At 46.2% G+C, this 23,027-nt stretch carries 26 protein-coding genes; 7 read left to right on the forward strand and 19 right to left on the reverse strand.

What is annotated here, in order from left to right; all coding sequences use genetic code 11:
• Nucleotides 1-65 precede the first annotated feature (65 nt).
• On the reverse strand, nucleotides 66-620 hold the full coding sequence (locus tag FB479_RS05480; RefSeq protein WP_142063154.1) for a GNAT family N-acetyltransferase: 555 nt from the start codon (nucleotides 618-620) through the stop codon (nucleotides 66-68).
• A 205-nt stretch (nucleotides 621-825) separates the two neighbouring features.
• Nucleotides 826-1,245, reverse strand: a complete 420-nt coding sequence (locus FB479_RS05485) for an SgcJ/EcaC family oxidoreductase (RefSeq protein WP_106656702.1) — start codon at nucleotides 1,243-1,245, stop codon at nucleotides 826-828.
• Between the two features lie 122 nt (nucleotides 1,246-1,367).
• Between FB479_RS05485 and FB479_RS05490 the strand changes: the two genes are divergently transcribed.
• Entirely contained in the window at nucleotides 1,368-2,243 is an 876-nt protein-coding gene (locus tag FB479_RS05490) for a LysR family transcriptional regulator (RefSeq protein WP_142063157.1), read from the forward strand.
• A gap of 451 nt (nucleotides 2,244-2,694) precedes the next feature.
• Here the strand turns inward: FB479_RS05490 and FB479_RS05500 are convergent, their stop codons facing one another.
• The 4 genes from FB479_RS05500 to FB479_RS30395 all read right to left on the reverse strand — a co-directional run bounded on the left by FB479_RS05500 (nucleotide 2,695) and on the right by FB479_RS30395 (nucleotide 5,892).
• Nucleotides 2,695-3,171, reverse strand: coding sequence for a hypothetical protein (locus FB479_RS05500; protein ID WP_142063160.1), 477 nt, complete (start codon nucleotides 3,169-3,171; stop codon nucleotides 2,695-2,697).
• Nucleotides 3,172-3,340: 169 nt separating this feature from the next.
• Entirely contained in the window at nucleotides 3,341-4,840 is a 1,500-nt protein-coding gene (locus FB479_RS05505; protein ID WP_142063163.1) for a recombinase family protein, read from the reverse strand.
• Between the two features lie 201 nt (nucleotides 4,841-5,041).
• Nucleotides 5,042-5,353 (reverse strand): WGxxGxxG family protein, encoded by a 312-nt coding sequence (locus tag FB479_RS05510; RefSeq protein ID WP_106656706.1) that lies wholly within the window; start codon nucleotides 5,351-5,353, stop codon nucleotides 5,042-5,044.
• A gap of 368 nt (nucleotides 5,354-5,721) precedes the next feature.
• Complete coding sequence (locus tag FB479_RS30395; protein WP_185746336.1) at nucleotides 5,722-5,892, reverse strand: hypothetical protein; 171 nt, start codon at nucleotides 5,890-5,892, stop codon at nucleotides 5,722-5,724.
• Between the two features lie 111 nt (nucleotides 5,893-6,003).
• Here FB479_RS30395 and FB479_RS05515 point away from each other — a divergent pair, with 111 nt between their 5' ends.
• Nucleotides 6,004-6,462, forward strand: a complete 459-nt coding sequence (locus FB479_RS05515) for a hypothetical protein (RefSeq protein ID WP_142063166.1) — start codon at nucleotides 6,004-6,006, stop codon at nucleotides 6,460-6,462.
• Between the two features lie 649 nt (nucleotides 6,463-7,111).
• Here FB479_RS05515 and FB479_RS05520 read toward each other — a convergent pair.
• Nucleotides 7,112-7,471 (reverse strand): sigma-70 family RNA polymerase sigma factor, encoded by a 360-nt coding sequence (locus FB479_RS05520; protein ID WP_106656708.1) that lies wholly within the window; start codon nucleotides 7,469-7,471, stop codon nucleotides 7,112-7,114.
• Between the two features lie 205 nt (nucleotides 7,472-7,676).
• Here FB479_RS05520 and FB479_RS05525 point away from each other — a divergent pair, with 205 nt between their 5' ends.
• On the forward strand, nucleotides 7,677-7,874 hold the full coding sequence (locus FB479_RS05525) for a hypothetical protein (protein WP_142063169.1): 198 nt from the start codon (nucleotides 7,677-7,679) through the stop codon (nucleotides 7,872-7,874).
• Nucleotides 7,875-7,897: 23 nt separating this feature from the next.
• On the opposite strand, the gene FB479_RS05530 is transcribed toward FB479_RS05525, so the two are convergent.
• From FB479_RS05530 to FB479_RS05540, 3 genes are read right to left on the reverse strand one after another with little or no spacing between them, the layout of a single operon-like run.
• The gene (locus tag FB479_RS05530) at nucleotides 7,898-8,368 is read right to left on the reverse strand and encodes an ankyrin repeat domain-containing protein (protein ID WP_142063172.1); all 471 of its coding nucleotides are present in this window, start codon (nucleotides 8,366-8,368) and stop codon (nucleotides 7,898-7,900) included.
• 37 nt (nucleotides 8,369-8,405) lie between these two features.
• Nucleotides 8,406-8,834 (reverse strand): immunity 22 family protein, encoded by a 429-nt coding sequence (locus FB479_RS05535; protein WP_142063175.1) that lies wholly within the window; start codon nucleotides 8,832-8,834, stop codon nucleotides 8,406-8,408.
• 59 nt (nucleotides 8,835-8,893) lie between these two features.
• A complete protein-coding gene (locus FB479_RS05540; RefSeq protein WP_142063178.1) occupies nucleotides 8,894-10,219 on the reverse strand; it encodes an SMI1/KNR4 family protein in 1,326 nt (441 codons plus the stop codon).
• A 183-nt stretch (nucleotides 10,220-10,402) separates the two neighbouring features.
• Between FB479_RS05540 and FB479_RS05545 the strand changes: the two genes are divergently transcribed.
• Genes FB479_RS05545 through FB479_RS05555 form a run of 3 tightly spaced genes read left to right on the forward strand, consistent with a single transcriptional unit; the run spans nucleotide 10,403 to nucleotide 14,855 of the window.
• Nucleotides 10,403-12,103 (forward strand): molecular chaperone HscC, encoded by a 1,701-nt coding sequence (locus FB479_RS05545; protein ID WP_142063181.1) that lies wholly within the window; start codon nucleotides 10,403-10,405, stop codon nucleotides 12,101-12,103.
• Nucleotides 12,103-14,115, forward strand: coding sequence for a J domain-containing protein (locus FB479_RS05550; protein ID WP_142063183.1), 2,013 nt, complete (start codon nucleotides 12,103-12,105; stop codon nucleotides 14,113-14,115). Before FB479_RS05545 ends, FB479_RS05550 begins: the two co-directional genes overlap by 1 nt.
• 20 nt (nucleotides 14,116-14,135) lie before the next feature.
• The gene (locus tag FB479_RS05555; RefSeq protein ID WP_106656715.1) at nucleotides 14,136-14,855 is read left to right on the forward strand and encodes a DUF1266 domain-containing protein; all 720 of its coding nucleotides are present in this window, start codon (nucleotides 14,136-14,138) and stop codon (nucleotides 14,853-14,855) included.
• A gap of 90 nt (nucleotides 14,856-14,945) precedes the next feature.
• Here the strand turns inward: FB479_RS05555 and FB479_RS05560 are convergent, their stop codons facing one another.
• A complete protein-coding gene (locus FB479_RS05560) occupies nucleotides 14,946-15,512 on the reverse strand; it encodes a GNAT family N-acetyltransferase (protein ID WP_106656716.1) in 567 nt (188 codons plus the stop codon).
• Nucleotides 15,513-15,698: 186 nt separating this feature from the next.
• On the reverse strand, nucleotides 15,699-16,763 hold the full coding sequence (locus FB479_RS05565) for an HD-GYP domain-containing protein (RefSeq protein ID WP_142063186.1): 1,065 nt from the start codon (nucleotides 16,761-16,763) through the stop codon (nucleotides 15,699-15,701).
• Between the two features lie 176 nt (nucleotides 16,764-16,939).
• On the opposite strand from FB479_RS05565, the gene FB479_RS05570 reads away from it, so the two are divergent.
• Nucleotides 16,940-17,431 (forward strand): Mov34/MPN/PAD-1 family protein, encoded by a 492-nt coding sequence (locus FB479_RS05570; RefSeq protein WP_106656718.1) that lies wholly within the window; start codon nucleotides 16,940-16,942, stop codon nucleotides 17,429-17,431.
• Here the strand turns inward: FB479_RS05570 and FB479_RS05575 are convergent.
• The 7 genes from FB479_RS05575 to FB479_RS05605 form a co-directional block, all read right to left on the reverse strand.
• The gene (locus FB479_RS05575) at nucleotides 17,343-19,169 is read right to left on the reverse strand and encodes a peptidoglycan D,D-transpeptidase FtsI family protein (protein WP_142063189.1); all 1,827 of its coding nucleotides are present in this window, start codon (nucleotides 19,167-19,169) and stop codon (nucleotides 17,343-17,345) included. The genes FB479_RS05570 and FB479_RS05575 overlap by 89 nt on opposite strands.
• Nucleotides 19,170-19,275: 106 nt before the next feature.
• Nucleotides 19,276-19,920 carry a uridine kinase gene (gene udk, locus FB479_RS05580; RefSeq protein WP_142063192.1) on the reverse strand — a complete coding sequence of 215 codons (645 nt, stop codon included), beginning with the start codon at nucleotides 19,918-19,920 and terminating at the stop codon, nucleotides 19,276-19,278.
• 51 nt (nucleotides 19,921-19,971) lie between these two features.
• The gene (locus tag FB479_RS05585) at nucleotides 19,972-20,607 is read right to left on the reverse strand and encodes an O-methyltransferase (protein WP_106656721.1); all 636 of its coding nucleotides are present in this window, start codon (nucleotides 20,605-20,607) and stop codon (nucleotides 19,972-19,974) included.
• A 107-nt stretch (nucleotides 20,608-20,714) separates the two neighbouring features.
• The gene (mltG, locus tag FB479_RS05590; protein ID WP_142063195.1) at nucleotides 20,715-21,815 is read right to left on the reverse strand and encodes an endolytic transglycosylase MltG; all 1,101 of its coding nucleotides are present in this window, start codon (nucleotides 21,813-21,815) and stop codon (nucleotides 20,715-20,717) included.
• Nucleotides 21,816-21,962: 147 nt separating this feature from the next.
• Nucleotides 21,963-22,253 (reverse strand): DUF1292 domain-containing protein, encoded by a 291-nt coding sequence (locus tag FB479_RS05595; RefSeq protein ID WP_005832492.1) that lies wholly within the window; start codon nucleotides 22,251-22,253, stop codon nucleotides 21,963-21,965.
• Between the two features lie 5 nt (nucleotides 22,254-22,258).
• On the reverse strand, nucleotides 22,259-22,675 hold the full coding sequence (gene ruvX, locus FB479_RS05600) for a Holliday junction resolvase RuvX (protein WP_142063197.1): 417 nt from the start codon (nucleotides 22,673-22,675) through the stop codon (nucleotides 22,259-22,261).
• Between the two features lie 10 nt (nucleotides 22,676-22,685).
• The gene (locus FB479_RS05605) at nucleotides 22,686-22,946 is read right to left on the reverse strand and encodes an IreB family regulatory phosphoprotein (protein WP_007727936.1); all 261 of its coding nucleotides are present in this window, start codon (nucleotides 22,944-22,946) and stop codon (nucleotides 22,686-22,688) included.
• Nucleotides 22,947-23,027 lie beyond the last annotated feature (81 nt).

Raw genomic sequence — 23,027 nt, forward strand, 5'->3', positions numbered from 1 at the left:
GAATGTCTGAAAGAAGCTGCCATTATTTCGGCTTCTTAAGACATATGCTGAGGATCAATCACTTATTAATCAAGCATGAGATACCAATAAATGGCTATCTCATCACTATCTTTATCTAGACCTCTGTAAACGTAGGAATCGAAACCTCCGATCACAAAACCACAGCTTTCGTAGAATTTACATGCGCGGACATTAGTACTTTGTGTCTCCAGCATGATTCCCGTCATACCGCCATCCTTCGTCCAGCGTTTAGCCTGTTCGATTAGTTTTTTACCGATGCCGTATCCTCTGTATTGCTTATCCACTTTGATATCTTCCACATAGGCAAATTTGTTCCAATTTCTTTTCAAAACAATTTGACCTACAACTTGATTATTTACGAGCGCTACATAAATGATTTGATGGGGATTGCCGATATAGTTCGAATAATCCACAAGCGTATCTTCTTCAAGCTGTTCATCATCGTAGCTTTTATTCCGAAGAGGGCTCTCCTTCACCGTATATCCGATTCGCTGTCCCATTAGTTGCAAGACAAGGGTAGAGTCTACGATAAAGCTCCCATCAATGTTTGAACCACACTCATCATCCCCAGCCCTCAGTTCTCTAATGACAATATCCATATTCGTCCTCCTATATTTTTATAAGGTGGGAATAGAGATATTAAGGGGGACCACGGACTTAACGGAATACATATTGCTCCGTCATTTTTATAACCTCCCAGTATGATTTAGCATGTAAGATTCTCTAGATAATTGCACAATCACTGCTGAGCAGATGCGACAGCTTCTAAACGTTAAGCCCGTTAGCTCAACTCACAATATCTAGTTAGACGGATTTTAGAAGTGTGTTTTGTCCTGCTGCTAGCCTCCAAACTTTCGTTTCCTTGACCATTACGTAGATAGCAATGCTTTCTTGCCCTCCGTCAATTCGTTTACCATCGGAAGTTGTTGAATATTGACGGACATGAACTACAGCTACATTGGAATTAATGAACGAGATGCTGTCAACAGTATATTTGCTATAAGAATGACGTAAAGGACCTGTCAAGACGATTTTGTGCACTTTATTTATTTCATCCCACCCCGACAACTTTTCACCCATTACATTCACCCAAGTGGCGTTTTGTGTGAAATGGCTGTCTAACGCATCTGCATCGTGCCGATTAAACGCTGCCTCCATTTCATTAACTACATGTTTGATAAGCTCGCGATCATGCTCCAATGGTTCCTCTTCTTTGTATACCATAGAAATGCCTCCCTTTATTGCTTACTTCATTGTTAAATCTGATACTATAACATATTATCAATAATATCTAATACATGATTTTCATGAGTATCATGCTAAATCGTATATAAATGGAGGTCATCATGGATACTTCACATTTACATTACTTTCGTACTATCGCTAGAATTCAACATATGACCAAAGCAGCCGAAGAACTGCAAATTGCTCAACCCGCATTAAGCAAAATAATCGTTCGACTTGAGGAAGATCTTGGTATCCCCCTCTTTGACCGACAGGGGAGAAATATTAGATTAAACACGTTTGGTAAAACGTTCCTTCGAAAGGTAGAAATTGCTTTAAACGCATTGGAAGATGGAAGGAAAGAAATTGAAGAACTTTCTGGGTTGTATTCGGGCAGTGTTCACTTAGCGGTTACGAGCGTCGAGCTCCTGTCTAGGCCACTTGCTGACTTTCTATCCCAATACCCGAAAACCGATTTCCGAATAACCCAAGTTTCTATGATGGAACTGGAGTCTCTTCTTCTGAATGGAGAAGTGGACATTTGTCTCACAGCGTTACCTACGCAAAATGCTGGAGTCTGCTCCTCCCATGTCTTGGAGGAAGAAGTATACCTTGCTGTTTCTCCTAACCATCGATTCTCAGACCGACAGAGCATTTCTTTGGCAGAAGCTGTTACTGAAGCTTTCATTGGTTACAATGAGGGGCAATTTTATCAACCACTGAACGATATCTTTTTTGGAGAGGCTGGAATTCATCCTAAATATATATGCAGGGTTAATGAGCCTTCTGCTATTGCGAGTCTTGTCCGGGCCGGCGTTGGTGTCGCTCTTGTAGGTGAGTGCGGACGAAGCGCTGACTCTCCACTCACTTTATTAAAGATTCATGACCACAGTATGAAACGTCATTATAAGTTCATTTGGCTTGAATCACGATATTTATCTGTAGCAGCAAGAAAATTCTTGGAGTTCGTAACGGAATTTTTCTGTAGGACAAATTAGTCATCCTCTTCGATTCGGTTATTATTGAACTAATCTGTAACTGAGCGTAGATCTGTCCAGTTTTGCTTCTCTTAGCTTAGCCGTAGGATTTTTTACAATATGTCCTTCTTCAAATGCAAACCGAGACAGGGACCGTATAAACCGTATACGATGTCCCAAACTGCTTGGCTTTAACCGTCCGGACTGCTTTGCTAAATATTCTTTCAGTAAGACCAATGTCACTTCTCCGATGTTTAGGTTGCCAATCTCGCGAGTCAGCACCTTAAGCTGAAGGGAATACGCTTTTGAAGTGTGTGGACTAAAACCCAGAATGCGTTTATCGGCCTCAACGACCAGAGATCAGTCATTTTCATAAAAATAAACCCCTCCCAAGGCTAATTACTATTAGCTTCACTATGTTTGGGAGGGATTAATCCATATTTCGAACCAATTTGTTGAACTAGTGAACCCGTTAGTTGAACGGTTTGGTTGAACTTAGTAGTTGATTTTGTTGGTCTAATCGCTTTAATGCGTCATTGACTACTTCTATTGAAAAGTTTTTTACAATTACCTGATTCTCTATTAAGAAAACATTATCGTCCATGTTCCGCTCAATGTAATCCAACAATCCAGCCTTAGTGCAAAGGGAACACCATCTCTTGTCACCTTCACTAAAGGTGACTGTCACCTCAATATGTTCTAAAGATTCTTCACTTGAATCTTGAATCGGATCGTCAAATGTCCAGTTAACCAATACTGGTACACTACTCCCGTCAGGTACGAAATAATACTTTCTAAACCATCTTGCTCGGTTATTGTCACCAACAACCCTTATCTGTTCTTTTGCTTCGTCCTCAGCTAAAACTTCGTAATGCTTACCACGTGTCAGAGCTGCAAAATAAAGCCCCACATCATTGCAAATTACTATCGTTCTTTTGTTGTCTGCCACCTTCGTTCACACCACCTGTTTCCCAATGACAATACATCAATATATAAAAATCATTATACATTAATGTTGTGCTAAACTGCCCGTTAGCTTAACACCGTCGCCAGTCTAACACTTTAATTTCCGGTCAAACACTTAATTTTTCAGTCCACAAATTTATTTACTCAGGACATTAGAACGTGTATATCTCCATACTCTCTTCGAAAACTCTTACTTCCCTTACCACATGTCGGATCAGCTCTTTTTTATCCTCAAAGGTTAGCTGATCCTGAGCTTTTGATAAATAATATTCAGCAGCTTCTTGAATCAAGTTGCGGCTGTACTCATAATCGACCTGCTGTTTTGTTTGATCCAGCAACTCGTTTAGACGCTGATTCAGTTTATCTTCCTTCTCTTTCAGTTCTTTCAGCTCTTGACGAACATCTTCTTCACCAATATCTTCTTCTCCAGAAGCAAACAATTTAAGCAATCTCTTGCGTCCTGTTTTGGTTTTTTCGAGCTCCTTTTGCAGTCGCTCCAACTCCACTTGCTCAAATGGAGTTCCCTCTTTTTCTTCCACTGCCACCGCAATCTCGTCAGGATTATTCAACCAGGATGCAACCGTTTCCCAAACCTGATTGTCCAATTGCTCACATCTTACACGACGACCGCATCCCTTATTTTTTGCACCTGCTGTATTCTTAACATCGGTATACTCAAATACATGCTGGCTCCAGTTTTTCGCTTTTCTGCCTGCCATCGTATTTCCACAGGACCCGCAACGAACTAGTCCGCTTAAGAGGTACTCGTTGAAACTCCGGCCCGCCCATCTTCTTCTGGATTCCTTTAGAAGTCGCTGGGCATGTTCAAATTTCACTTCGTCAATGATAGATGGGCAGGGCAAGGATATCCACTCTTCTTTTGGGCGAATTTTCATGCGGACTTTCTCATCTGGCTGGCGAAACTGGTTACCCAGCATCCCTTCCGTATTCCATTTATTTTGATAAAATTTCCCAACATATGCCTCATTCATCAGCATCTGTCGTACCACCTGACGATGCCATACACTAGCACCACGCTTTGTAGGGACCCCTTTATTGGTTAAATAAACAGCTATCCCATTGATCCCTTGAACGAGCTCGTTGGGCTGAGTAAACAGATCAAATACAAGTCGCACTACTGCTGCCTCAGCTTCATTTATTACGATCTGCTCCTTCTCAGAATCATAACCGTACCCATATATTTGAAAGTCACGGAGAACGCGGCCTTGTCTTGCCTTTTCTCTTCTTCCACGACTCATTCGTTCATTAATTTTAGCTTTTTCGAATTCTGCAATTGCTCCACGCATGCTGTAAAAGAGCTGTCCTTCTGGAGTCTTGGCATATTCGCCGTTTACGAACACAAGCTCTATCCCGCGTTTATCAAATTCATCTGTTATAAGCAACTGGTTCATTAGCTTTCGTGATAAACGGTCAGGGTCCAGACAAACAATTTTTGTAATGACTCCATCCTTCACATCTTGTCTTAGTCTTGAGAGAGCCGGCCGATCTAAGAACTCGCCGGATACATCATCTATGTACTCGGCGGCTTCACTCGTCGCTGCTTTCTTCCTGCATTCCCTTAACTGATCGTCGAGGCTGAATCCGCTCTTGGCTTGTTCCTCTGTACTCACCCTGGCATATATTCCGATCATACGGCTTCTCCCTCCTGTATTTTCCTAATAAATACTGATAACAGGCGGAACGAATACTGTCAGTAGAACTGCCCGGTATAATCTTTACATGCACCGTTCATCCCCTCCTGTCGAGAAGATATGCGCGAACGGCTTGTCAAAAGTAGTGAGGAAACATGAAAAACCCGTCTCCTTAAAATTGAGACGGGTTCTTAATTGTGGTTACTTCTGGGGATTTCGTTCCCTATTTCTCCCCCTCAAACCAGCAAGACCAACTAATCCAAGCAAACCTATCCATTCCCAGTCTGAATCAGTATCTGCTGCTGTGGTTCTGTACGCATTGTTATTGATACCTGTGTTAGCTGGCGCCCCATTTCCTGTTACGCCTACACCCGTATTGCCCGTCATATTATTTGGGGTGTTTATTCCTCCTGTGTTCCCCGCACCTATGGTACCACCAGCCTCAGCGGATGCAGTTACGCTCATTGTTACAGTTAGCATGAAAGCCAACATAATTGCGTTCAACTTTTTCAACTTGAAGACCCCCTACCTGTATTCTTTTCCTCCATGTAATATTATCAATCTGAGAAAAATTATTCAGACCACCGCACTTATTAATCAGAAAAGGTTTGCACCCTTATTTGTTATACAAATAATAACCCCCCTCTGTAAAAGAGGGGGGCGTGAAGTGGGACCATTGGTATAACGTTACTTTGCTCTCATAACGATAATTCTATCCAAAGAAACACTTTGCAGACAAAATGAAATCTACAAATACTGGTAAGCGGCCTCATACTAAAAAATCCCCGACGAATATGTCGAGGAGAAAATGTAAGGTTATTGGTCGTTGTATATATTGTAGTATATACGAACCGATATACTCAACAATCAGATACTTCCAATTACTTTGTACCGCTTACGAGGTCCTCTACTTTGATCCAATCTACTGCCCAGTCGCTCACCAGCTTTCCTTGCCGATTCGATTTCACGTACATCTCCCCGAAATCATCTTCATCCACATCCTGGCGTTTAATGAGGTTTGCCATCTCTATTTTCGTGGAAGCCCAAGCCATCGCTTTCTCTCATGCTCCCATCCAGTTTGTACAAGAAAAGATATTTACATTTTTTAGAAATAAACGTAAATTATACATGTGTTATCTACCAAATTTTAGGAGGCTGCGTTTATGAAATTAAAGAAATTGATTTCAACCATTGGACTTACGACCTGCCTACTTTCCATGTCATCTTCAGCATTCGCTATGGGCGATGCCAGAGAGCCTGATAGTCGGGACTCACCGAATTATTTTCAAGGGATCATCGATAGTTTTGAGGGGACCATTGCAAAACAAGAATATGGAATGGATCAAGACTTCTTCAGATGGACGAACAACACTGGTCAAGGAAAAACATTTTACATTAATTTCGACACCTATCAAAATCGTAGCCTAGACTATCAGATTTTTGAAATAGACCATAACGGTCAAGCCTATCAAGTATTTAAAGATACGGGACGCGAAACCTGGTTTGTATATTTGCCTGCTAACGGTGATATACGAATAAAAGTGGGGGCTCAAGATGCAATAAGAGTTGACCCCAATGTGAAATATATCATTTCCTTGAGTGAGCGTCCTTGGTGGAACTAAATTTGGTATAAGATTTAGAGAGCTGCTTAAAAACGTGGTACAAGCAGCTCTGTACATTTTTTGCTTTGATGCTGTCGTGGTGGTTGATTCCGCAAATCCGCATCTTCTTCAGGTCCTTATCCTAAATCATGAAGCTTTATTACTCCGTTTCGTTTTCCGACCTCCCCCGTTAAAGAACACTGGCATACCACTCTGATAAACTTGTCCAACACCCCAACACTTGGTGAGATTTTTTTGCTTGGGTAATTGAACAGATCATTACTTATTTTAGCTAGTTTTTTACGTCCATTTTTGTCACTAGAGAACACTCGTCCAGTCAAAAGGCAAATTTTGTTAATACCATATTTTAGATCCATCATAAAGGAGGAAATATCCCTTGAAAAAGAAGAAATCTAATTCTAAGAAATTCAAGAAAGTAAAAGGGCAATTGGTTCAACATTCCTCTCACTATCCATCTCAATTTGGAGGAGGTTGTAGGTATATTTGCACGCGCTATGGTTGTGGTTGGTGGTGTCCAGATCCCCCCGTAATGTAACTTCTTCCCTTGCCGAAGCGGCAGAGGCCTTTATTTATCAAAATGAGGTTCCAATGACCCTCCGTTCAGCCGATTGTTCACTAGCACGTAGAACATTTTGCTGTATCTTCTAAATCACCCTTTTGACTTTAACATCTCATTCTCAATACAACGTGCAGCATACGTAGCCAGCTTGGTGCCCTTATCCACCTGATAACTCTCGATTGCTTTGATCAAGCCGATGGTACCGATGGAAATCAGATCTTCACTGTCCTCACCCGTGTTCTCGAATTTCTTCACAATATGTGCCACCAAACGCAAATTGTGCTCAATCAGCTTGTTGCGGGCGTAAGGGTCGCCTTTGGCCATGAGTCGGAGGTACTTTTCTTCTTCGGTGTCCTGAAGCGGTTGCGGGAAGGCATTGTTCTTGACATAAGCCACAAAAACAAGAAGTTCTTTAAAAACAAGGGAAAGCGCCGCGATAATGCTGGACATGGCTGCCACCTCCACGTCTGGAATAGCTTACTTCTATCCTTATGTAGGCGGTCGCCTATGCGTGCCTGTACGCAGGGAGTTGTTGTCGATTAATTCAAGGTTGCTTGTATGGTAAAGGATTCACATTTGTACATATGGATGGAAATTTAGAAAAAATGGGATATTTTGGTAAAATGGACAAAACGAATGATTGGAGCGATCACCCATGGTAGAATTTGGCGCTGTGTCGATCGAATGGGGTACTGTACTCATTCCGTTCTTTATCTTCTTCATGCCTTTAGCACTTGTCATTGCTTGCTGCTTGTTCATCCTAAAACGCACGGCAACCAAGCAAAAAGCCATCGACGAGCTGGAAAAACGCGTCGCAGCACTCGAACAACAAATAAAGCGTCCGAAATCGTAACGGACGCTTGCTTACCTTTTCCCCTATTCAAATAAAGCCATCATCTCTTCGTCTTCTCTCTCGCGTGCTATATCGTATGGTGTTTGCCCCTCCATGTCCTTTTTGTTAGGATTCGCACCTTTCTCCAGCAGCAGCTCTACCACATCCAAACGCTCCTCGCCATCCGACACTTGTGTGTGCAACGGGGTACTTCCATCATGAGCGCTGGCATGTATGTCTGCACCGTGCGCGATGAGCGCCTCTGCAACCTCTGGATAGAGCGCGATATGCAACGGGGTAATCCCCTCATCGTTTTTCGCATGGACATCTGCTCCCTGTGCGACCAAATACGTAATGAGGTCAACATCGTCCGTCATTACCGCTCCATGCAGGACAGAAAACTCATACTCATCCTTTTCATGCAGCAATTCCGGCTGTTTCGTGACGATCTTTTTTACGAGCTCAATGTCTCCTATTTCAGCTGCATCATATAAATCTGCGAAATGGTAAGCCATATAGGTCTCTCCTATCTTATGTATTCCTCCCTGCTCCTTACCGCTCCTCTGTCTCAAATACAAGCTTGGCAAGCAGGACCAGCGGTGAATCTTTTACTTGCCAGCCCTCAGTGAGATCGAACAATTTTTCGTTAATCGGACCGTAGCGTGATTCATTGCCGTACAGCAAAATCACATGTGGGTACTTGCCAATCTCCTCGGTTAGCTGTTTGGGCCATTCTTTTCTATCGAGTGTTGCATTCATCGCATATTCATTTTCCAAATACGTCAAAAAGTCCGCTCTGGCCTCTGCATCCTGTACCTCATGCACTTCAAAAAAGTCCTCGTCCACCCATTCAAGGCCCGACGCTGTTAAAAAGCCAGATGGTATCACATCCCCGTCCTCATCGTAAACCGGAGTCAGAAAATCCGCTAGATCATCAGAAGACTGCAAGGTTGTTCCCCATACCGTTACCACATTTCTCATTGTCTTTCCCCCTCGCTCCCAAACTTTTATGAGGTCTGGATGACTCCGCGAACATTCGTCTAATGCTTTACTGTTTCCAAGGAAGAGCGAATGCGATCTACACGCTCCTTTTCCTTTCGCAGAATGGCTTTCTCGTACGCTACGTCCAACAACCGATTGATTTCTTGCCAATTCGCTTCACCAGAAGGCGACTCACCACTTGTCAGCATTTTCCCCCAAGCACTTAACGCAATCTGCCGCTGTGCTTCATTTCCGTCCAGCCAGCGAATCAGATCATCCCATTGTGGACGCGATACCGCGAATAGCTCATCCCAGCCTTCAATCGGGTACGCCACATGCGGTTCCATCCACAAAATGACTTCTCGGGAGCGAAAGTGATGCAAATGACTGTTGGCAGCATACCCTACTAGACATTCTTTTCTGGCAACGACTTCGTCCATTTCAGCCAAAATTCGCTGCAAGCCCTCTTCTTCCGGCAAACAAGCAGCCGTTACATAGGCACGTAGGCTTGAGCCTATCCGTTCATAATGTCGCCCGGACTCCCATAGCGAGCGTACCCAGCTCTCTGCCTTCTTGCCTACTGTCTCGACAATGAGCTGGCACCAGAGTAGCAGATTGCTTGATGAAGTTTCCTCTTCAATTTGCGTTATCCATTTATGCAAAACCGGCTCCCAATCGTACTGAGCAAATGCCTCTTGGATACGTGAATCTCCTGCACCATGCATTTTTGCAAACAAGACCAGCTTCTCGAAATCTTGCGCCGCCTCTTCAAAGGTTAGTGTCCGATAGGTTTGCAGCCATTCCTTCCACTCTTGTGCGACTTGCCCTTCGAGATCGAGCCCATCTACACCGGCAAGCGCTTCATAATTCCAGCACTCTGCCCCAATACAGCCCAGCTCCGTGACTCGCTCTACGAACTCTGTGAAGCTTTTGCCGAGTAATAGGAACTCGTCTGTCTCATGCCCCCAAGAATAGACGGGCGGGTCATCCGCGCCTGTCGACAAATCGATTAGCAGCATGTCGCCATTCCCGCCGACGTGAAAACAGAGGTACCTTTTCTCGTTCTCACTCTCTTCGTCCCCGCCAAAGCACGGCCATTCAAACGCATCCAATGACCATCCCAAATCCCCACTGAGCGAAAAAGGGTCTAACGCTCGAGATGGCAACGACCAATTTATTTGAACCTGACTGCTTCCCGCAAGCAAAATAGTGCGGATTGTCCCGGGAAAGCTGATCCCGAGACTTTCCTCTCTTCTTTCGATTTCTTCCAGCCCTGCTGGTGGTTCTATCGTGAGCGGCCAAACCTGGGCACCTTGTCGCTCCATATCATGCATAAGTAACTTCCACGCTTCAAACCACTTTTCCATTCGCTGCTGCATTGGCATAACGACCTCTCTCGTCTGTCGTTTTCTATCTTACGAATTCTATTTCTATTTTCTTTATCTAAAATTCGATTTCATATCCTACTAAAGCACCAATTATATCCATTTTTTTCATGGTAAAATTATCTACAAAGTCTCTACTTTTACCGATATTAGTAGAAAAAACACGAAATGAGGACCTAGCTGATGACCACCATTGGAATTGATTTGGGCACGACGAACAGTCTGGTGGCCTACTGGACTGAGAATGGACCCGTGCTCATTCCAAACGCGCTCGGAGAAACACTGACTCCTTCTGTGGTCAGCGTCGATGAGAACGGCGAGATCTTGATTGGAAAAATCGCCAGAGAGCGCCTCTTAACTCACCCTGATCGGACTGCCTCTACCTTCAAACGATTTATGGGGACAGAAAAAAGATACCAACTGGGAAGATATTCTCTTTCTGCGGAAGACCTTTCCTCCTTTGTGATTAAATCTTTGAAGGCGGATGCAGAGGCTCATTTAGGGCACCCCGTTCACGAAGCGGTTATCAGTGTGCCTGCCTATTTCAACGACACACAACGCAAAGCGACCAAACGAGCAGCAGAGCTTGCTGGCCTCAAAGTAGAGCGTTTGATCAGCGAACCGACTGCCGCCGCGATCTCATATGGACTCCATCAGGAGGAATCCGAGACACAATTCCTCGTATTCGACTTAGGTGGCGGTACGTTTGACGTTTCTATTTTAGAAATGTTCGAAGGTGTGATGGAAGTAAAATCAATCGCTGGTGACAACTTTTTGGGCGGCGAAGACTTTACCGATCTGATTGCCTCTTATTTTATAGAAGCTCATCGACTCGATATCAGCACGCTAGACAGCAAGACGCGTTCGTCCATCCACAAACAAGCTGAGTTGTGCAAGCGCGCCTTGTTTTCCGACCAAGAAGGGAAAATGAGCGTCAATATCCAGGGAGAGCTGGTTGAAACAACTCTCAGCCGGAATCAGCTGGAAGATCTCGCATTTCCTCTGCTTCAACGACTGCGTCAGCCGATCGAGCGTGCTTTGCGAGACGCATCCATCTCACCTCGGGAACTGGACGCGATCGTGCTGATTGGCGGAGCAACGCGGATGCCGCTTATCAAATCCATCGTAAGCAAAATCTTTGGGCGACTACCCTATTCCCATATTAATCCTGATGAGGCTGTCGCATTGGGAACAGCGATTCAAGCAGCACTCAAGGAACGCAACGAGGCGTTAAACGAGCTTGTTTTGACAGATGTTTGCCCATACACGCTCGGTACGGGTATTGTACAAACCATGGCAAACGGCAAACACGAGGATGGCTACTTCTTTCCGATCATCGAGCGCAATACGCCAATCCCGGTCAGCAGGGTAGAACGGCTATACACCGTTCTCGATTATCAAAGCGCTATTCTCGTTGACGTGTATCAAGGCGAAAGCCGCCGTGTCGAACATAACCTCAAGCTCGGCGAATTGAATGTAAAAGTTCCCCCTGCCAAAAAGGGCGAGGAGTCTATCGATGTTCGTTATACATATGACATCAACGGGATTCTCGAAGTCGAAGTGACTGTCGTCTCTACAGGAGTCAAAACCAAGGCCGTCATCGAAAAAAATCCGGGTAGTCTATCAAAAAAAGAAATTGAGGAGCGTTTTCAAGCTCTTCAAAACATTAAGATCCACCCCAGAGAACGAACCGAAAATCGATTGCTTCTGGCAAAAGGTGAGCGTATGTATGAGGAAGCGTTGGGCGAAGACCGTATGATCATTGCAAATTACTTACGCCGCTTCGAAAGTGTCCTCTCCACCCAAAATGAAAGAGACATCGCCAAAGCAGCAGAAGAATTGAAGCAGCAGCTGGACATGTTTGAAGGGTGGAATGAGTATTAATGGGGATTTGGGAGATTCTCGGGATTGAACCGACAGACAATCCTGCCCAGATAAAAAAGGCCTATGCCAAAAAGTTGAAGGTGCACAATCCGGAAGTTGATCCTGAAGGCTTTCAGCGATTGCGAGAGGCGTATGACCTCGCCCTGAAGTACACACGCAATACCAAGCGGAATCGTATGATCGAAGAAACGTCGGATCATGAATCGGAAGAAGAATCGGTTCCCCTTCAGCCTCCCAGCCAACGCTATGAGCTGGCGAATACCGATTCCATAGAAGAGCAGCCTAACTACGATCCACCGCAGCGACTCACATTGTTTGACAGGTTTTTAGAGGAAACAACGCAAGAAGTAGCCTCTCAAGAAGAGATCCCCATTCCCCATCGGTACGATTTCACGGAGAGCTACGATCATTCCGAACGCTCCATGAACCCCGATGATATGGTGGAGCGTTTTTTCCGCCGTACGCAAGAGCTGTACGATCACTATCACGAACGTATCCAGCTTGAAAACTGGCGTGAGCTGCTGAATGACGAGGCCATGTGGAATGTCGGCTGCCATCAACTCATCGATACGCGATTTCTCCACTTTTTAGAAGAACACTATCACTTGCCCCATGAGGTGTGGAAACTGCTCGATTCCCATTTTCAATGGCGGGAGAAATCAGAAAAGCTCGTAAGCCAGCTTTCAGGACGTTTTGTCGCTTACCTGAACGGCCAGCTCAATCAGACCTTCACGCTGCGTTACCACTCTTTTGAGAATCGCGATGACTTGGATATTGAAGCATTCCTAGAATGGCGCAGCGATGCGTTATTTGCCCTCATGGAAAATGATTGGGAAACAGCTCAGAGCTATTTGGCAAAAGCCCATGCCCTGTACGCTCTTGACCCCGATTTGATCCGTTTACAGGGCGAATATTTTTTGAGAACCGGAAATAAGAATCGTGCCTTTCATACCTTTGATCAATTGATACGTCTTGATCCAGATAACATCGATGCGTATTTGTATCGTGCCCGGCTTTTCCTTGAAAGAGGGGATGCCGTGGATGCGATCAAAGATTGCGAGGAAATCCTCACTCGCATGCCAGAACTGTGGGACGCTCGCAGCTTGCTGGGGAAAGGCTATCTTCAGCTAGGCGAATGGGAGAAGGCTCAAGAGGTTTTTCAGGAGATGCTTTCACATAATCCCTCCGATATCGACGCGAAGATATGCCTGACGCAAATACAATCACCGTTTGACAGGATGACCGAGCCAGCTGCGAACAAGCAAGCCAAAGCTACTAGGAGAAAAAACTTGCAAGCACTCGGGCTTCCTGGCAAGCTAGCAAGGTTCAAGCAATTTTTTGCCATCTACACGAGACGTAACATTTGGACGATTATTTTTCTCCTCCTGCTCCATTACGCTATGTTTGCTGTTGTATCCATGAAGCTGGGGATGACTTCGGAGCAGATGTTTGACTCCTTGGTCAATAAGTTCAAGCCTGTCCATATTAAGACGATGGACGAGTTAAAACAAACTCCGCTTGGCTACCAGGTGGAATTTACATTGACCAAAGCGTCTTATATCCATATGCTCCGCGTCTATGACAAAGAAAAGCATCCCGAGCCAACAGCCGAGTTCATGCCTGCTGCCAAAGCCGAAGAACGGGATCTGTTAAACTCTGACACCGGCTATGTAAGTGTGGGTTACCTGGATCAACAAGCGATTATTGTCATTACGGACTACGACCATGCCAAAGAAATACATGACAAAAAATCCATTACCATGCAAGGAACACTCAAGGCCATACCGGATGGCGAGATGTTGCCTGTCATTGTGAATGCTTTGGACAAACGCAAGCACCCTCACAATGCGGTTCTCGTGACCGATACGTATATCAATGCCAAGCCTGACTTAGAAGAAAAAGGATGGCCGGGATCATGGCTTCTGGGCATTCTCGCGATGATTTCCATGTTGTATTACATCCGCATCATTCGTGAGATTCCCAAAACTCGCAAAGCATTGACATTTCACTAGAGGAGGCAGAGAGAAGTTCCATGACAAAAGAAGCAGAAAACGAAAAAGAGATCGACCCAAAGTTAAGCCGCTACTTGCATGCTCTCTCCTCTGTTTGTTTAAATCAGAAGCAGCTCGCGTATTATTTGGCAATCCACGAGTACAACCGCCTGCGCGATACGTTTTTGCGGCTTCGAATTGATAACAGATGGGACACAGGGGATGCTGCCAAAACGAAAGAGCGCTTGACCTGGTTGCTGGAGCATGGGCGAAGAGCTGAATTTGATCAGCATCGTCACATATTATCTGCACTCAGCGCTGCCAATCGTTCCAGCTACATCCCGACCTTAAAAAAAGGCGACATGGAGTCAGCCCGGCAGTTGATCGTGTACTCGTACATGAACAGACTCCCACATGCCGGTATTGCCGCCTTCGATTACGCTTGGTATCTCATTATTTGCAAAGCAGGCGCCCAGCAGTCCTATCTTCCCAAGGCAGATGCCGTAGAAAGCATGCTGGATGTAGCCAAGCGAATCCAACTCGCTTATTCGAGTTGGGAAGAGTATTTATTTGCCTATGCATGTGGCAATCTTTATGACGAAGCAGGCGCGTCCAAAAATACGAGTAAAGCAACCGAAGCTCATATTTTGAAGCTCCTGACGGGTAAGTACAGTCCGATCCGTGAATTTGACTGGAAGTTTGATCTAACACCTTACCTGTCCTCACCTCAAGTAGCAATCGTGCCTTCTTTTAGCAGCTAAGCTTACGAAAAAACGTCTCCCTCGGACTTTTAGAGCCATGTCCAAAGGGAAACGTTTTTTGTTTTTGTATCAAGCCTCGATGAGGTCTTTTTACGCCTTAACAGATATGTCCTTCACCATATGGCTCAATTTATGCCCGCTTACGAGCACTGTCCCGTCCTCACGATAGCCAAGCGATTCATACAGCTTGCGCGCACGTGGTTTTTCCTCGTCAACGAGCAAAGCGATTCGGTCATGCCCGCGCTGAATCGCTTCTTTTTCAAAAGCATCCAGCAGAAGTGATCCGATCCCCTTCCCTCTGCATGAGGAATCAACCGCGACAGAATCCAAATAAAATTCGTCATCTTTTGCTTCTTTTACAAGCGTAATCGTCTCACCAGTCAAACGCTGGACATGCTCAACGAAGGGGCGATCGAGCACCTCTGTTTGGCTCCCATGATAAAAGAGCGCCAGTCCTACCGGTACATCTCCATCCATGGCAATCACCGCGTTTTCGTAGCTGAGCCGGTTATTTTCCTTCGCAAAAAACTCCTCCATCATGCGAATCGCATCCGCTGCCTCCGTTGCACCTGTCAACGTATGCGCAATATCTCCAATGGCATCATAAATTAATGGAGCAGCAAAAGCTGCATCTGTGGGTTCCGCTTTGCGTATCATGTGTTTCCTCCTTGCGTTTCGAGCATTCGCACGACACGACTCGTTAGATTCTTTGTCTATCTTGCACATTTTCATTGTGTCACAATCTGCCAAGCTGATCGAGCTTTCCCGAAGATCGTTCACAGATCAGCAACAATGAAACCGTTCTCATTTCCCAAAAGCCGTTTCCACTTTTTTCGCATCGACTTATCCAATCATTTTTTCAATCGTCAGCTTGCGATCATGCCGCAAATCGAGGAATTCGCCCATTCGTCTTACCAACGGACGCATCGGTTCATCCTGATGAATAAGAATCACTTCGACTTCTTCCCCGCTACTCAACCTCGCCTTCGCGCCTACATACAGCAAGGCAATGTAGCGGACAAACTGCGCAACGATCTCCACGTTCAGCACCCCGTTACAGGCTTCCTTCCACAGGAGCTGTGCCGCCTCAAATGGGGACGTCCTCCCTTTGTACACCCGATCAGAGCAGATTGCATCAAACATGTCGGCAACAGCGAGCACCTGACATTCGATCGGAATGTTATCGCCTTTTCTTTGCTCCGGATAGCCAGACCCGTCGAGTCGCTCGTGATGCAGCAAGGCACACAATGCCAACAGCTCAGACCCACCCTTCATCTCACGGATCATTTCATAGCCGTAGACGGTATGCTTCTTCATGATCGCAAATTCTTCTTCACTTAGCTTGCCTGGCTTAAGCAATATTTCCTTGGGTACCCTCATTTTTCCAATGTCATGCAAAAATCCAGCTGTCCCCATGAATGCTACTCGCTCTTCATCCCATTTCATCAAGCGAGCAATGAGCGAACAGAGAATGCCTACATTTATTGAATGCCGGTATGTATAGCTGTCTGTGCCCTCCAGTACGTACAAGTTCCGGAACAACCCCAAATGCTTCGTCGATTTTTCTGCTACATCAAAAAAGATGTTGGAAAAATGATCAAGACTCGGTGCCCCGCCAACTGTCAGTTCATCAAAGAGTAGTCTCGTTTTGTCGAGAGCTTGTACATAAGCAGCAACGATCTCAGAATCTGCCTCTAGTTGGAAAAGTTGAGAAGTAACATCCTCACCGGTTCCCTCCGTAAGACTCTGTATGATGTCAACCTCACGGACTCGTTGCTTTTGCAATAGGATCACATGGGCAGGCGTGATCGTCGTATTTTGTCCCAGCAGCAGAATTCCTTGTTCCGTGTATAAATCAGCCGCTAATACTTGCCCAATCAGTGAGAGATCAACAGGTGCCAAAGGCATACAATCAACCTTTCCAGTCTCCGTCTTTTTACTCAAATTATAGAAAGGAAGAGGGTGAGTTACAATCTTTTTTTCGACAATTCATAACTTTGCTGGACACCGGGACATTTCACTTTTCGCATACATATGATATCAAGCAAATGTCAGTGGCTTTATCAAGGAGGGACGAATGTCTCATGACGACGCTGTACATCACACCAAAAGCGTGGAAACAGATTGAGCAGGCCGTACGAAAAAAACCCTCGCTGGAAACAGGAGGGGTCATGATGGGATACCCACTTGGTGAGGATAGATGGGTCGTTACGTATGCAAGTGAACCAGGCCCAAATGCGATTCACCAGCCACATTCTATATTTTTCGATGATAGGCATCTCAATAAGCTCGTCCGCAAATTAAGCAGACATCGACAATGGAAATACATTGGTGATTGGCATAGCCATACGGTAAAGCGCCTATCTCCCAGCAAAGGTGATAAGAGAACCATTTGGGCAAAAGCGTCCCAATCCATGTACATGTCCTCCTCTCCCCTCATGCTGATCGTCGGACTAGGGAAAAACGATCAAATTAACGCAAGAGGATTCATCCTCGGAAATACTCTTCGCGAGGTTGGGAAGATTGAGCTGTATGATCGGCAAGCTCAGCGACAGCTCGGTGAAAAAGCTCCATAGCCTGGTTTTTTCCCCAGCTCGGCTGATTTTCTGCCACGACACAAATGGCGTACCGCGGCTCTTCTAACGGAGCGTATCCGAGGAACCACAGATGGTTGTTTCCATTCGCATCCCCGATTTGCGCAGTCCCACTTTTGCCTGCCACCTGCCAAGCGGAATTCATGAGCATCTGTCCTGTTCCCTCTGTGACGACTTTGCGCATCATTTTTCGCAATTTATTGGCTGTGACGTAGTCAATGCCGTCCAAAGAGAGCTCCTGCTCAGGGAATGTATGGAATGACTGACCATTTCGGTATGCGATCTCTTTTACCAGCCGTACCTGAGAGCTTTGACCGCCACGCAAAATCGTTACCATCATGTTGGCTGCTTGCAAGGGGGTAATCCGTACATCCCGCTGACCGATGGCGCTTTGAATCAGGACGCCTTCATCGTCGCGGGATACACCCTCTGCAAAGACTCTACCCGGCTCTTCGCCATCCAGCTGCTTGAAGTTTTTGAGTTTATACAGATGAGGGGTAACATGCCCCACTTGAGTGGTCAAGCCCAGCTTTTTTGCATATTCCTCCAACTTTTCTCCGCCCACCATCTTGGCGATATGTGCGATCGCAATGTTGCAGGATTGGGCATACGCTTCTTCCAGTGTCACACTGCCGTGACCTTCTTTTTTCCAGCAGGAGAATTGGTACTTCCCGTACTCTCCTGTACATGTGAAACGGTCAATAGGTGAAACGATTCCTTCTGCCAAGGCTGCTGCTGTTACCACTGTTTTATAGACAGAACCAGGCGGGAGTTGTTTGAACGCGCGATTCTTCCAGTCGCTTGTGTTTCCCGTAACATTCGTTTGATCATAAGTAGGGCGGCTAACAGCTGCAAGAACATCGGCTGTTTGTACGTCCAAAACGACGATACTGCCCTCTTTGAGACCTACTTGATCGGCTGCTGCCTCCATGCTTCGTTGGATCGCTGCATCCAAGGTAGTCGTTAATGACAACGGATAGTATTGATTCGACTGCTTCGTGTAGCGAATATCCAGCCCTCGGAGCGGTTGTCCGTGACCATCTACATAATAGGACAAGATAGACGGCTCTACTCCCTGTAAAAAACGGTCAAAGCTTCGCTCCAGACCCGATGCCCCCAGCGTGCTCTCGGCATTCATTTTGCCGCTGGTCCATTCATCTGGATACAGCTTCTGCACCATGCCGGGATTTTTATGGATAAAACCAATCAGATGCTTGGCTACTTCATCAGCGCGGTATCGCTCTGTCACCGCCAAGGCCACAACTCCTGGGATGGCAAGTGCATTGATTTCCTCGGCCTGCCGCTCGGTGAGCATCACCAGCTTGCCTGACTCCTCTCGCATGAGCAGTGGTACTTTTGCCTTTTCCATGGTTTCCGACAGCCGTTCCTTGGATTCTCCGGTTATTTGGGCCAATCGCTGCAAGCCATCTGTTCCTTGCAGGCTCCCTCTCGCCAACGGGAACAAAATCAAGGCGAGATGCTCTTCTCCGGTAAAAGCGTACCCATTTCGATCCACGATGTCGCCACGCCCGCTATGCAGCACGATGCTTTGCTGTCTTTGCTTTACTGCTGCCTTTACCAAATCAACGCCATGCCGAGAAAACCGATGGGGCGATCCGAGTTGAATCCACCACAAGCGCACGACCAAACCGAGCCATAACAACGACATGGACAGCAATACAAGAAAGTGGCGTCTTTTGATTCGTCGATCCAGCTGCATCGAATTCCCTCCCTGGCTTTTTTCACCAGTATTGCCGGAATGTACACGACAGAAACAACGAACAAAGAAAAAAGCACACCGTACGTCACGGTGCACTTTGCGGTGTTTATGATTGATTGGCGAATTGTTGCTTCTCCAATAAAATATTGCTGATCTTGGTGGATAACAGATCCAATGCTACTCGGTTGTAGCCGCCCTCTGGGATGATGACGTCTGCATATCGCTTGGTTGGCTCAATAAACTGCAAATGCATCGGTCGAACGACGTTTAAGTACTGTGTCACGACAGAATCGAGGGAACGACCGCGCTCTTCGATGTCACGTACGATTCGGCGTACAATTCGCACGTCCGCATCTGTATCGACGAATACTTTGATATCCATCAAATCACGAATCCGCTCATCCTCCAGAATCAGCATTCCTTCCAGAATGATGACATCCTTCGGGTCGACCTGGATTTGCTCCGGCTTGCGGTTATGCAACTTGAAGTCGTAGATCGGTTTTTGAATCGCTTTTCCTTGCAGCAGCTCCTGCAAATGCCCAAGCAACAAATCGTTGTCAAAAGCGAAGGGATGGTCGTAGTTCGTCAACGCCCGCTCTTCTGGGCTCAAATGGCTTTGATCCTTGTAGTAGGAATCCTGCTCAATCATCGTTACACTATCATTTTGGAACTGGCGGTACAGCTCCTTTGCTACAGTCGTTTTTCCAGAACCACTGCCTCCCGCTACCCCAATCAATACGGGGTTACCCATGCTTCATGTCCCCTTCCTCATGATGCTTTACACGTTTACGACCCTATGTTTTTACTTCTTTTTCATACTGATGGCCAGCCCGTCTCCAACTGGAATAAATGTCGTTTCCAGATCAGGTCGCTCCATCAGGTGTGAATTATAAGAAAGCAGCTTGTCCACCATTGGACGCTGGCGCTTGCCCGCTTCTTCAGGGGTCGCCACCAGTCCTCGGAACAGGACATTGTCGCTGATTACCAAACCGCCTTCACGAAGAAGCGGTAGATACAAATCGAGGAATACTCGATACTGACCTTTGGCCGCATCGATAAACAAGCAGTCAAATTGATACGACTCCGGCAGCCCTAAAGTGGCATCACGTGAAAGAATTTCTACACGGTCTGCACATCCTGCTTCTTTTATATTTGCCCGTGCTCTCACCAATCGATCTTCATCTATGTCCATCGTGACAATTCGCGCTTCCGGTGCAGCTTCTGCAAGCCAAATGGTGGAATAGCCAATTGCCGTACCCACTTCAAGAATCGCTTTGGGACGATGCAGCAATAACAACATCCGCATGACTTGAGCGGACGGGAGCTGCACAATCGGAATGTTTTCCTCTGCCGCCTCCTGCTCCAGTCGCTTGAGCAGCAAAGAACGCTCGGGAACCAGGCTTGACACGTAGTCGTCAATTGCCGGATTGGTAATCATGATTTCACTCCTCTTTCGTTACAACCGAATTATTATAGCACACCTTAGGAAAACTTGGCTACGTCAAGCACTGTTGATCGCATGCAAAAAAAAAAGAGGAAACTTGGTTAGTTTCCCCTGCTTTTCTTATCATTTGCTTCATGCTCTTGCAGTGTTTTGGAAAAGTAATGCTCGGACGTTCCGTCTTTTTTCGTCACGTAGAAAAAGTAATCGTGTTTAGCCGGATTGACGACGGCTTCAAGTGAAGCTCTGCCTGGGCTAGCAATCGGCCCCGGCGGCAATCCAGGATTCGTGTACGTGTTGTACGGGCTTTTTACTTTTAGGTCCTCGAAGGTCAGACGGTCTCGTTGTTTGCCGAGAACAAATTGGACGGTAGCATCAGCCTGCAACGGCCACTTGTCGCGAATCCGATTGTAGTATACGCCTGCTACAAGTGGACGCTCCTTGTCTACTGTTACTTCACGCTCAACGATCGATGCGAGATTAACGGCTTCATCCAGTGTTAAATCATGCTGCTTCAGCTGCTCTGTCCACTCTTGCTTCCATTCCTTTTGGAATTGAGCCAGCATACGCGAGACGACATCATGTGCTGTAGCGTCTTTGTCCACTTCATACGTTTCCGGGAAGAGATACCCTTCCAAACGGTGTTTTCGGTCTGCATGCTTTGGTATGGCTGCGACAAAAGGATATTCGGGAAATGCACCTTCATTTACTTCTTTTAAGAATGCCGCCTTCTCTACAATGCCTTCTTTGTCGAGATGATCGGCGATCTGTTCGACATTCCAGCCTTCTGGGATCGTAAATCGGTTCGCATTGATCACCGTATTTCCTTCTACCATGGCAGTTAGTATCTCGTCGATAGCTTGGCCAGTCGTAAATTGGTATTCTCCCGCCTTAAGTTTAGGGGCCACGCCTTTATACTTCACGTAGTAATTAAATACATCGGCATTTCGGATCAGACCTTGTTCTTCCAGTAGTAGACCGATTTTTTGTACGGAGGAACCGGACGGAATCGCCACGTTCTTCACCGTCTGTTCACCTGCAACCGGCTGTAATTGCTGGTACACGTACCACGATGCTCCCCCCGCTGCCAAAATGATCAACAACAATAAGGCAACCAGCCACATCACAATTCGTCCGCCGCGTCTGCGTCGATGTGTCACTGGGCGGCCGGGGTTAAAATCAGGCTTCGCTGACATTGGTTTCAAGCTAGAAATCCTCCCTTTAGGGTCTCTTTATCTCCATCCCATCCATTATACAAGAGGCTTATCCAGCTGTCACTTCATGGGTGATTTTGGCGAAAAAAGACATAAAAAAAGAGCCCACCAGTGGCGGACCCTTTTCTTACGAATCTATTAAATTCCGTCTTTCTCCAAATCAGCAATCAAAGTTTCGAAGGTAGCTTCTACTTGCTCCCACTCTTCATCATCCTCGATTGGCTGGAGCATGTCTGTACCGTCATAACGCAGGAAGTGAACCTCGTACTCTTCTTCCTCTTCCTGATCTACTGGTACAAGCACCAAATAGCTGCGGTCTTCAATGTCAAAAATGTACATGATACGAAAATCTCGCGGTTCCTCGGTACCTTCTTCCGTCAGCGCGATCACATCGCCCACTTCGAACTCTTCCATCATCTCTTCACTCATTGTGGTCACCTCGATTTCGCGTCCAAATATCCTTGGAGGATTAAAGTGGCCGCCATTTTATCTATCACTGTCTTTCGCTTTTGACGGCTGACATCAGCGGAGATCAGCATACGCTCTGCCGCCATCGTCGTCAAGCGTTCGTCCCACATGTGGACAGGAAGAGACGTGCGTTCCTCCAAAAGCTTGCCAAATGCTTGACACATTTCAGCACGCGGGCCTATGGTTCCGTTCATGTTTTTGGGCAAACCAACGACGAAAGCCCCAATTTGATACTGCGAAACTAATTCGCTCAGGCGCGCAAGATCCTTTTCCTTGGATTGTCGCTTGATGGTCTCTACTCCTTGCGCAGTCCATCCCAGCTCATCGCTGACAGCCACTCCAATCGTCTTGTCGCCTACATCCAACCCCATCAATCGTGTCATCGTTTTAGGTCTACTTGCGCTCTGACAAGTAAACGGTCACCAACTCTTCTATGATTTTGTCCCGTTCCAATTTGCCGATCAGGCTCCGCGCGTTGTTGTGGCGTGGGATAAACGCCGGGTCGCCAGAAAGCAAGTAACCGACGATCTGGGTGATCGGGTTGTATCCTTTTTCCTGCAGGGCTTTGTACACCTCTGTCAATGTTTCTTGCACATCCGCAGCATTCGCTTCCTTGGGCACCGTGAATTTCATGGTATTATCCAACGAACTCACAATCAACACCTCGATTTCCTTTGAGACTCTTTTGGTTACATCCTCTTTTTTGTATTCGACTCGGATTTCGTATACTCCTGT

Origin of the sequence: Brevibacillus sp. AG162 (assembly GCF_006715575.1) — a bacterium.
Lineage (GTDB): Bacteria > Bacillota > Bacilli > Brevibacillales > Brevibacillaceae > Brevibacillus > Brevibacillus brevis.

Coding starts and splice junctions, on each gene's coding strand:
- FB479_RS05480 (WP_142063154.1), bottom strand. CDS start 620: ATGGATATTGTCATTAGAGAACTGAGGGCTGGGGATGATGAGTGTGGT.
- FB479_RS05485 (WP_106656702.1), bottom strand. CDS start 1,245: ATGGTATACAAAGAAGAGGAACCATTGGAGCATGATCGCGAGCTTATC.
- FB479_RS05490 (WP_142063157.1), top strand. CDS start 1,368: ATGGATACTTCACATTTACATTACTTTCGTACTATCGCTAGAATTCAA.
- FB479_RS05505 (WP_142063163.1), bottom strand. CDS start 4,840: ATGATCGGAATATATGCCAGGGTGAGTACAGAGGAACAAGCCAAGAGC.
- FB479_RS30395 (WP_185746336.1), bottom strand. CDS start 5,892: ATGGCTTGGGCTTCCACGAAAATAGAGATGGCAAACCTCATTAAACGC.
- FB479_RS05515 (WP_142063166.1), top strand. CDS start 6,004: ATGAAATTAAAGAAATTGATTTCAACCATTGGACTTACGACCTGCCTA.
- FB479_RS05520 (WP_106656708.1), bottom strand. CDS start 7,471: ATGTCCAGCATTATCGCGGCGCTTTCCCTTGTTTTTAAAGAACTTCTT.
- FB479_RS05525 (WP_142063169.1), top strand. CDS start 7,677: ATGGTAGAATTTGGCGCTGTGTCGATCGAATGGGGTACTGTACTCATT.
- FB479_RS05530 (WP_142063172.1), bottom strand. CDS start 8,368: ATGGCTTACCATTTCGCAGATTTATATGATGCAGCTGAAATAGGAGAC.
- FB479_RS05535 (WP_142063175.1), bottom strand. CDS start 8,834: ATGAGAAATGTGGTAACGGTATGGGGAACAACCTTGCAGTCTTCTGAT.
- FB479_RS05540 (WP_142063178.1), bottom strand. CDS start 10,219: ATGCCAATGCAGCAGCGAATGGAAAAGTGGTTTGAAGCGTGGAAGTTA.
- FB479_RS05545 (WP_142063181.1), top strand. CDS start 10,403: ATGACCACCATTGGAATTGATTTGGGCACGACGAACAGTCTGGTGGCC.
- FB479_RS05550 (WP_142063183.1), top strand. CDS start 12,103: ATGGGGATTTGGGAGATTCTCGGGATTGAACCGACAGACAATCCTGCC.
- FB479_RS05555 (WP_106656715.1), top strand. CDS start 14,136: ATGACAAAAGAAGCAGAAAACGAAAAAGAGATCGACCCAAAGTTAAGC.
- FB479_RS05560 (WP_106656716.1), bottom strand. CDS start 15,512: ATGATACGCAAAGCGGAACCCACAGATGCAGCTTTTGCTGCTCCATTA.
- FB479_RS05565 (WP_142063186.1), bottom strand. CDS start 16,763: ATGCCTTTGGCACCTGTTGATCTCTCACTGATTGGGCAAGTATTAGCG.
- FB479_RS05570 (WP_106656718.1), top strand. CDS start 16,940: ATGACGACGCTGTACATCACACCAAAAGCGTGGAAACAGATTGAGCAG.
- FB479_RS05575 (WP_142063189.1), bottom strand. CDS start 19,169: ATGCAGCTGGATCGACGAATCAAAAGACGCCACTTTCTTGTATTGCTG.
- udk (WP_142063192.1), bottom strand. CDS start 19,920: ATGGGTAACCCCGTATTGATTGGGGTAGCGGGAGGCAGTGGTTCTGGA.
- FB479_RS05585 (WP_106656721.1), bottom strand. CDS start 20,607: ATGATTACCAATCCGGCAATTGACGACTACGTGTCAAGCCTGGTTCCC.
- FB479_RS05595 (WP_005832492.1), bottom strand. CDS start 22,253: ATGAGTGAAGAGATGATGGAAGAGTTCGAAGTGGGCGATGTGATCGCG.
- ruvX (WP_142063197.1), bottom strand. CDS start 22,675: ATGACACGATTGATGGGGTTGGATGTAGGCGACAAGACGATTGGAGTG.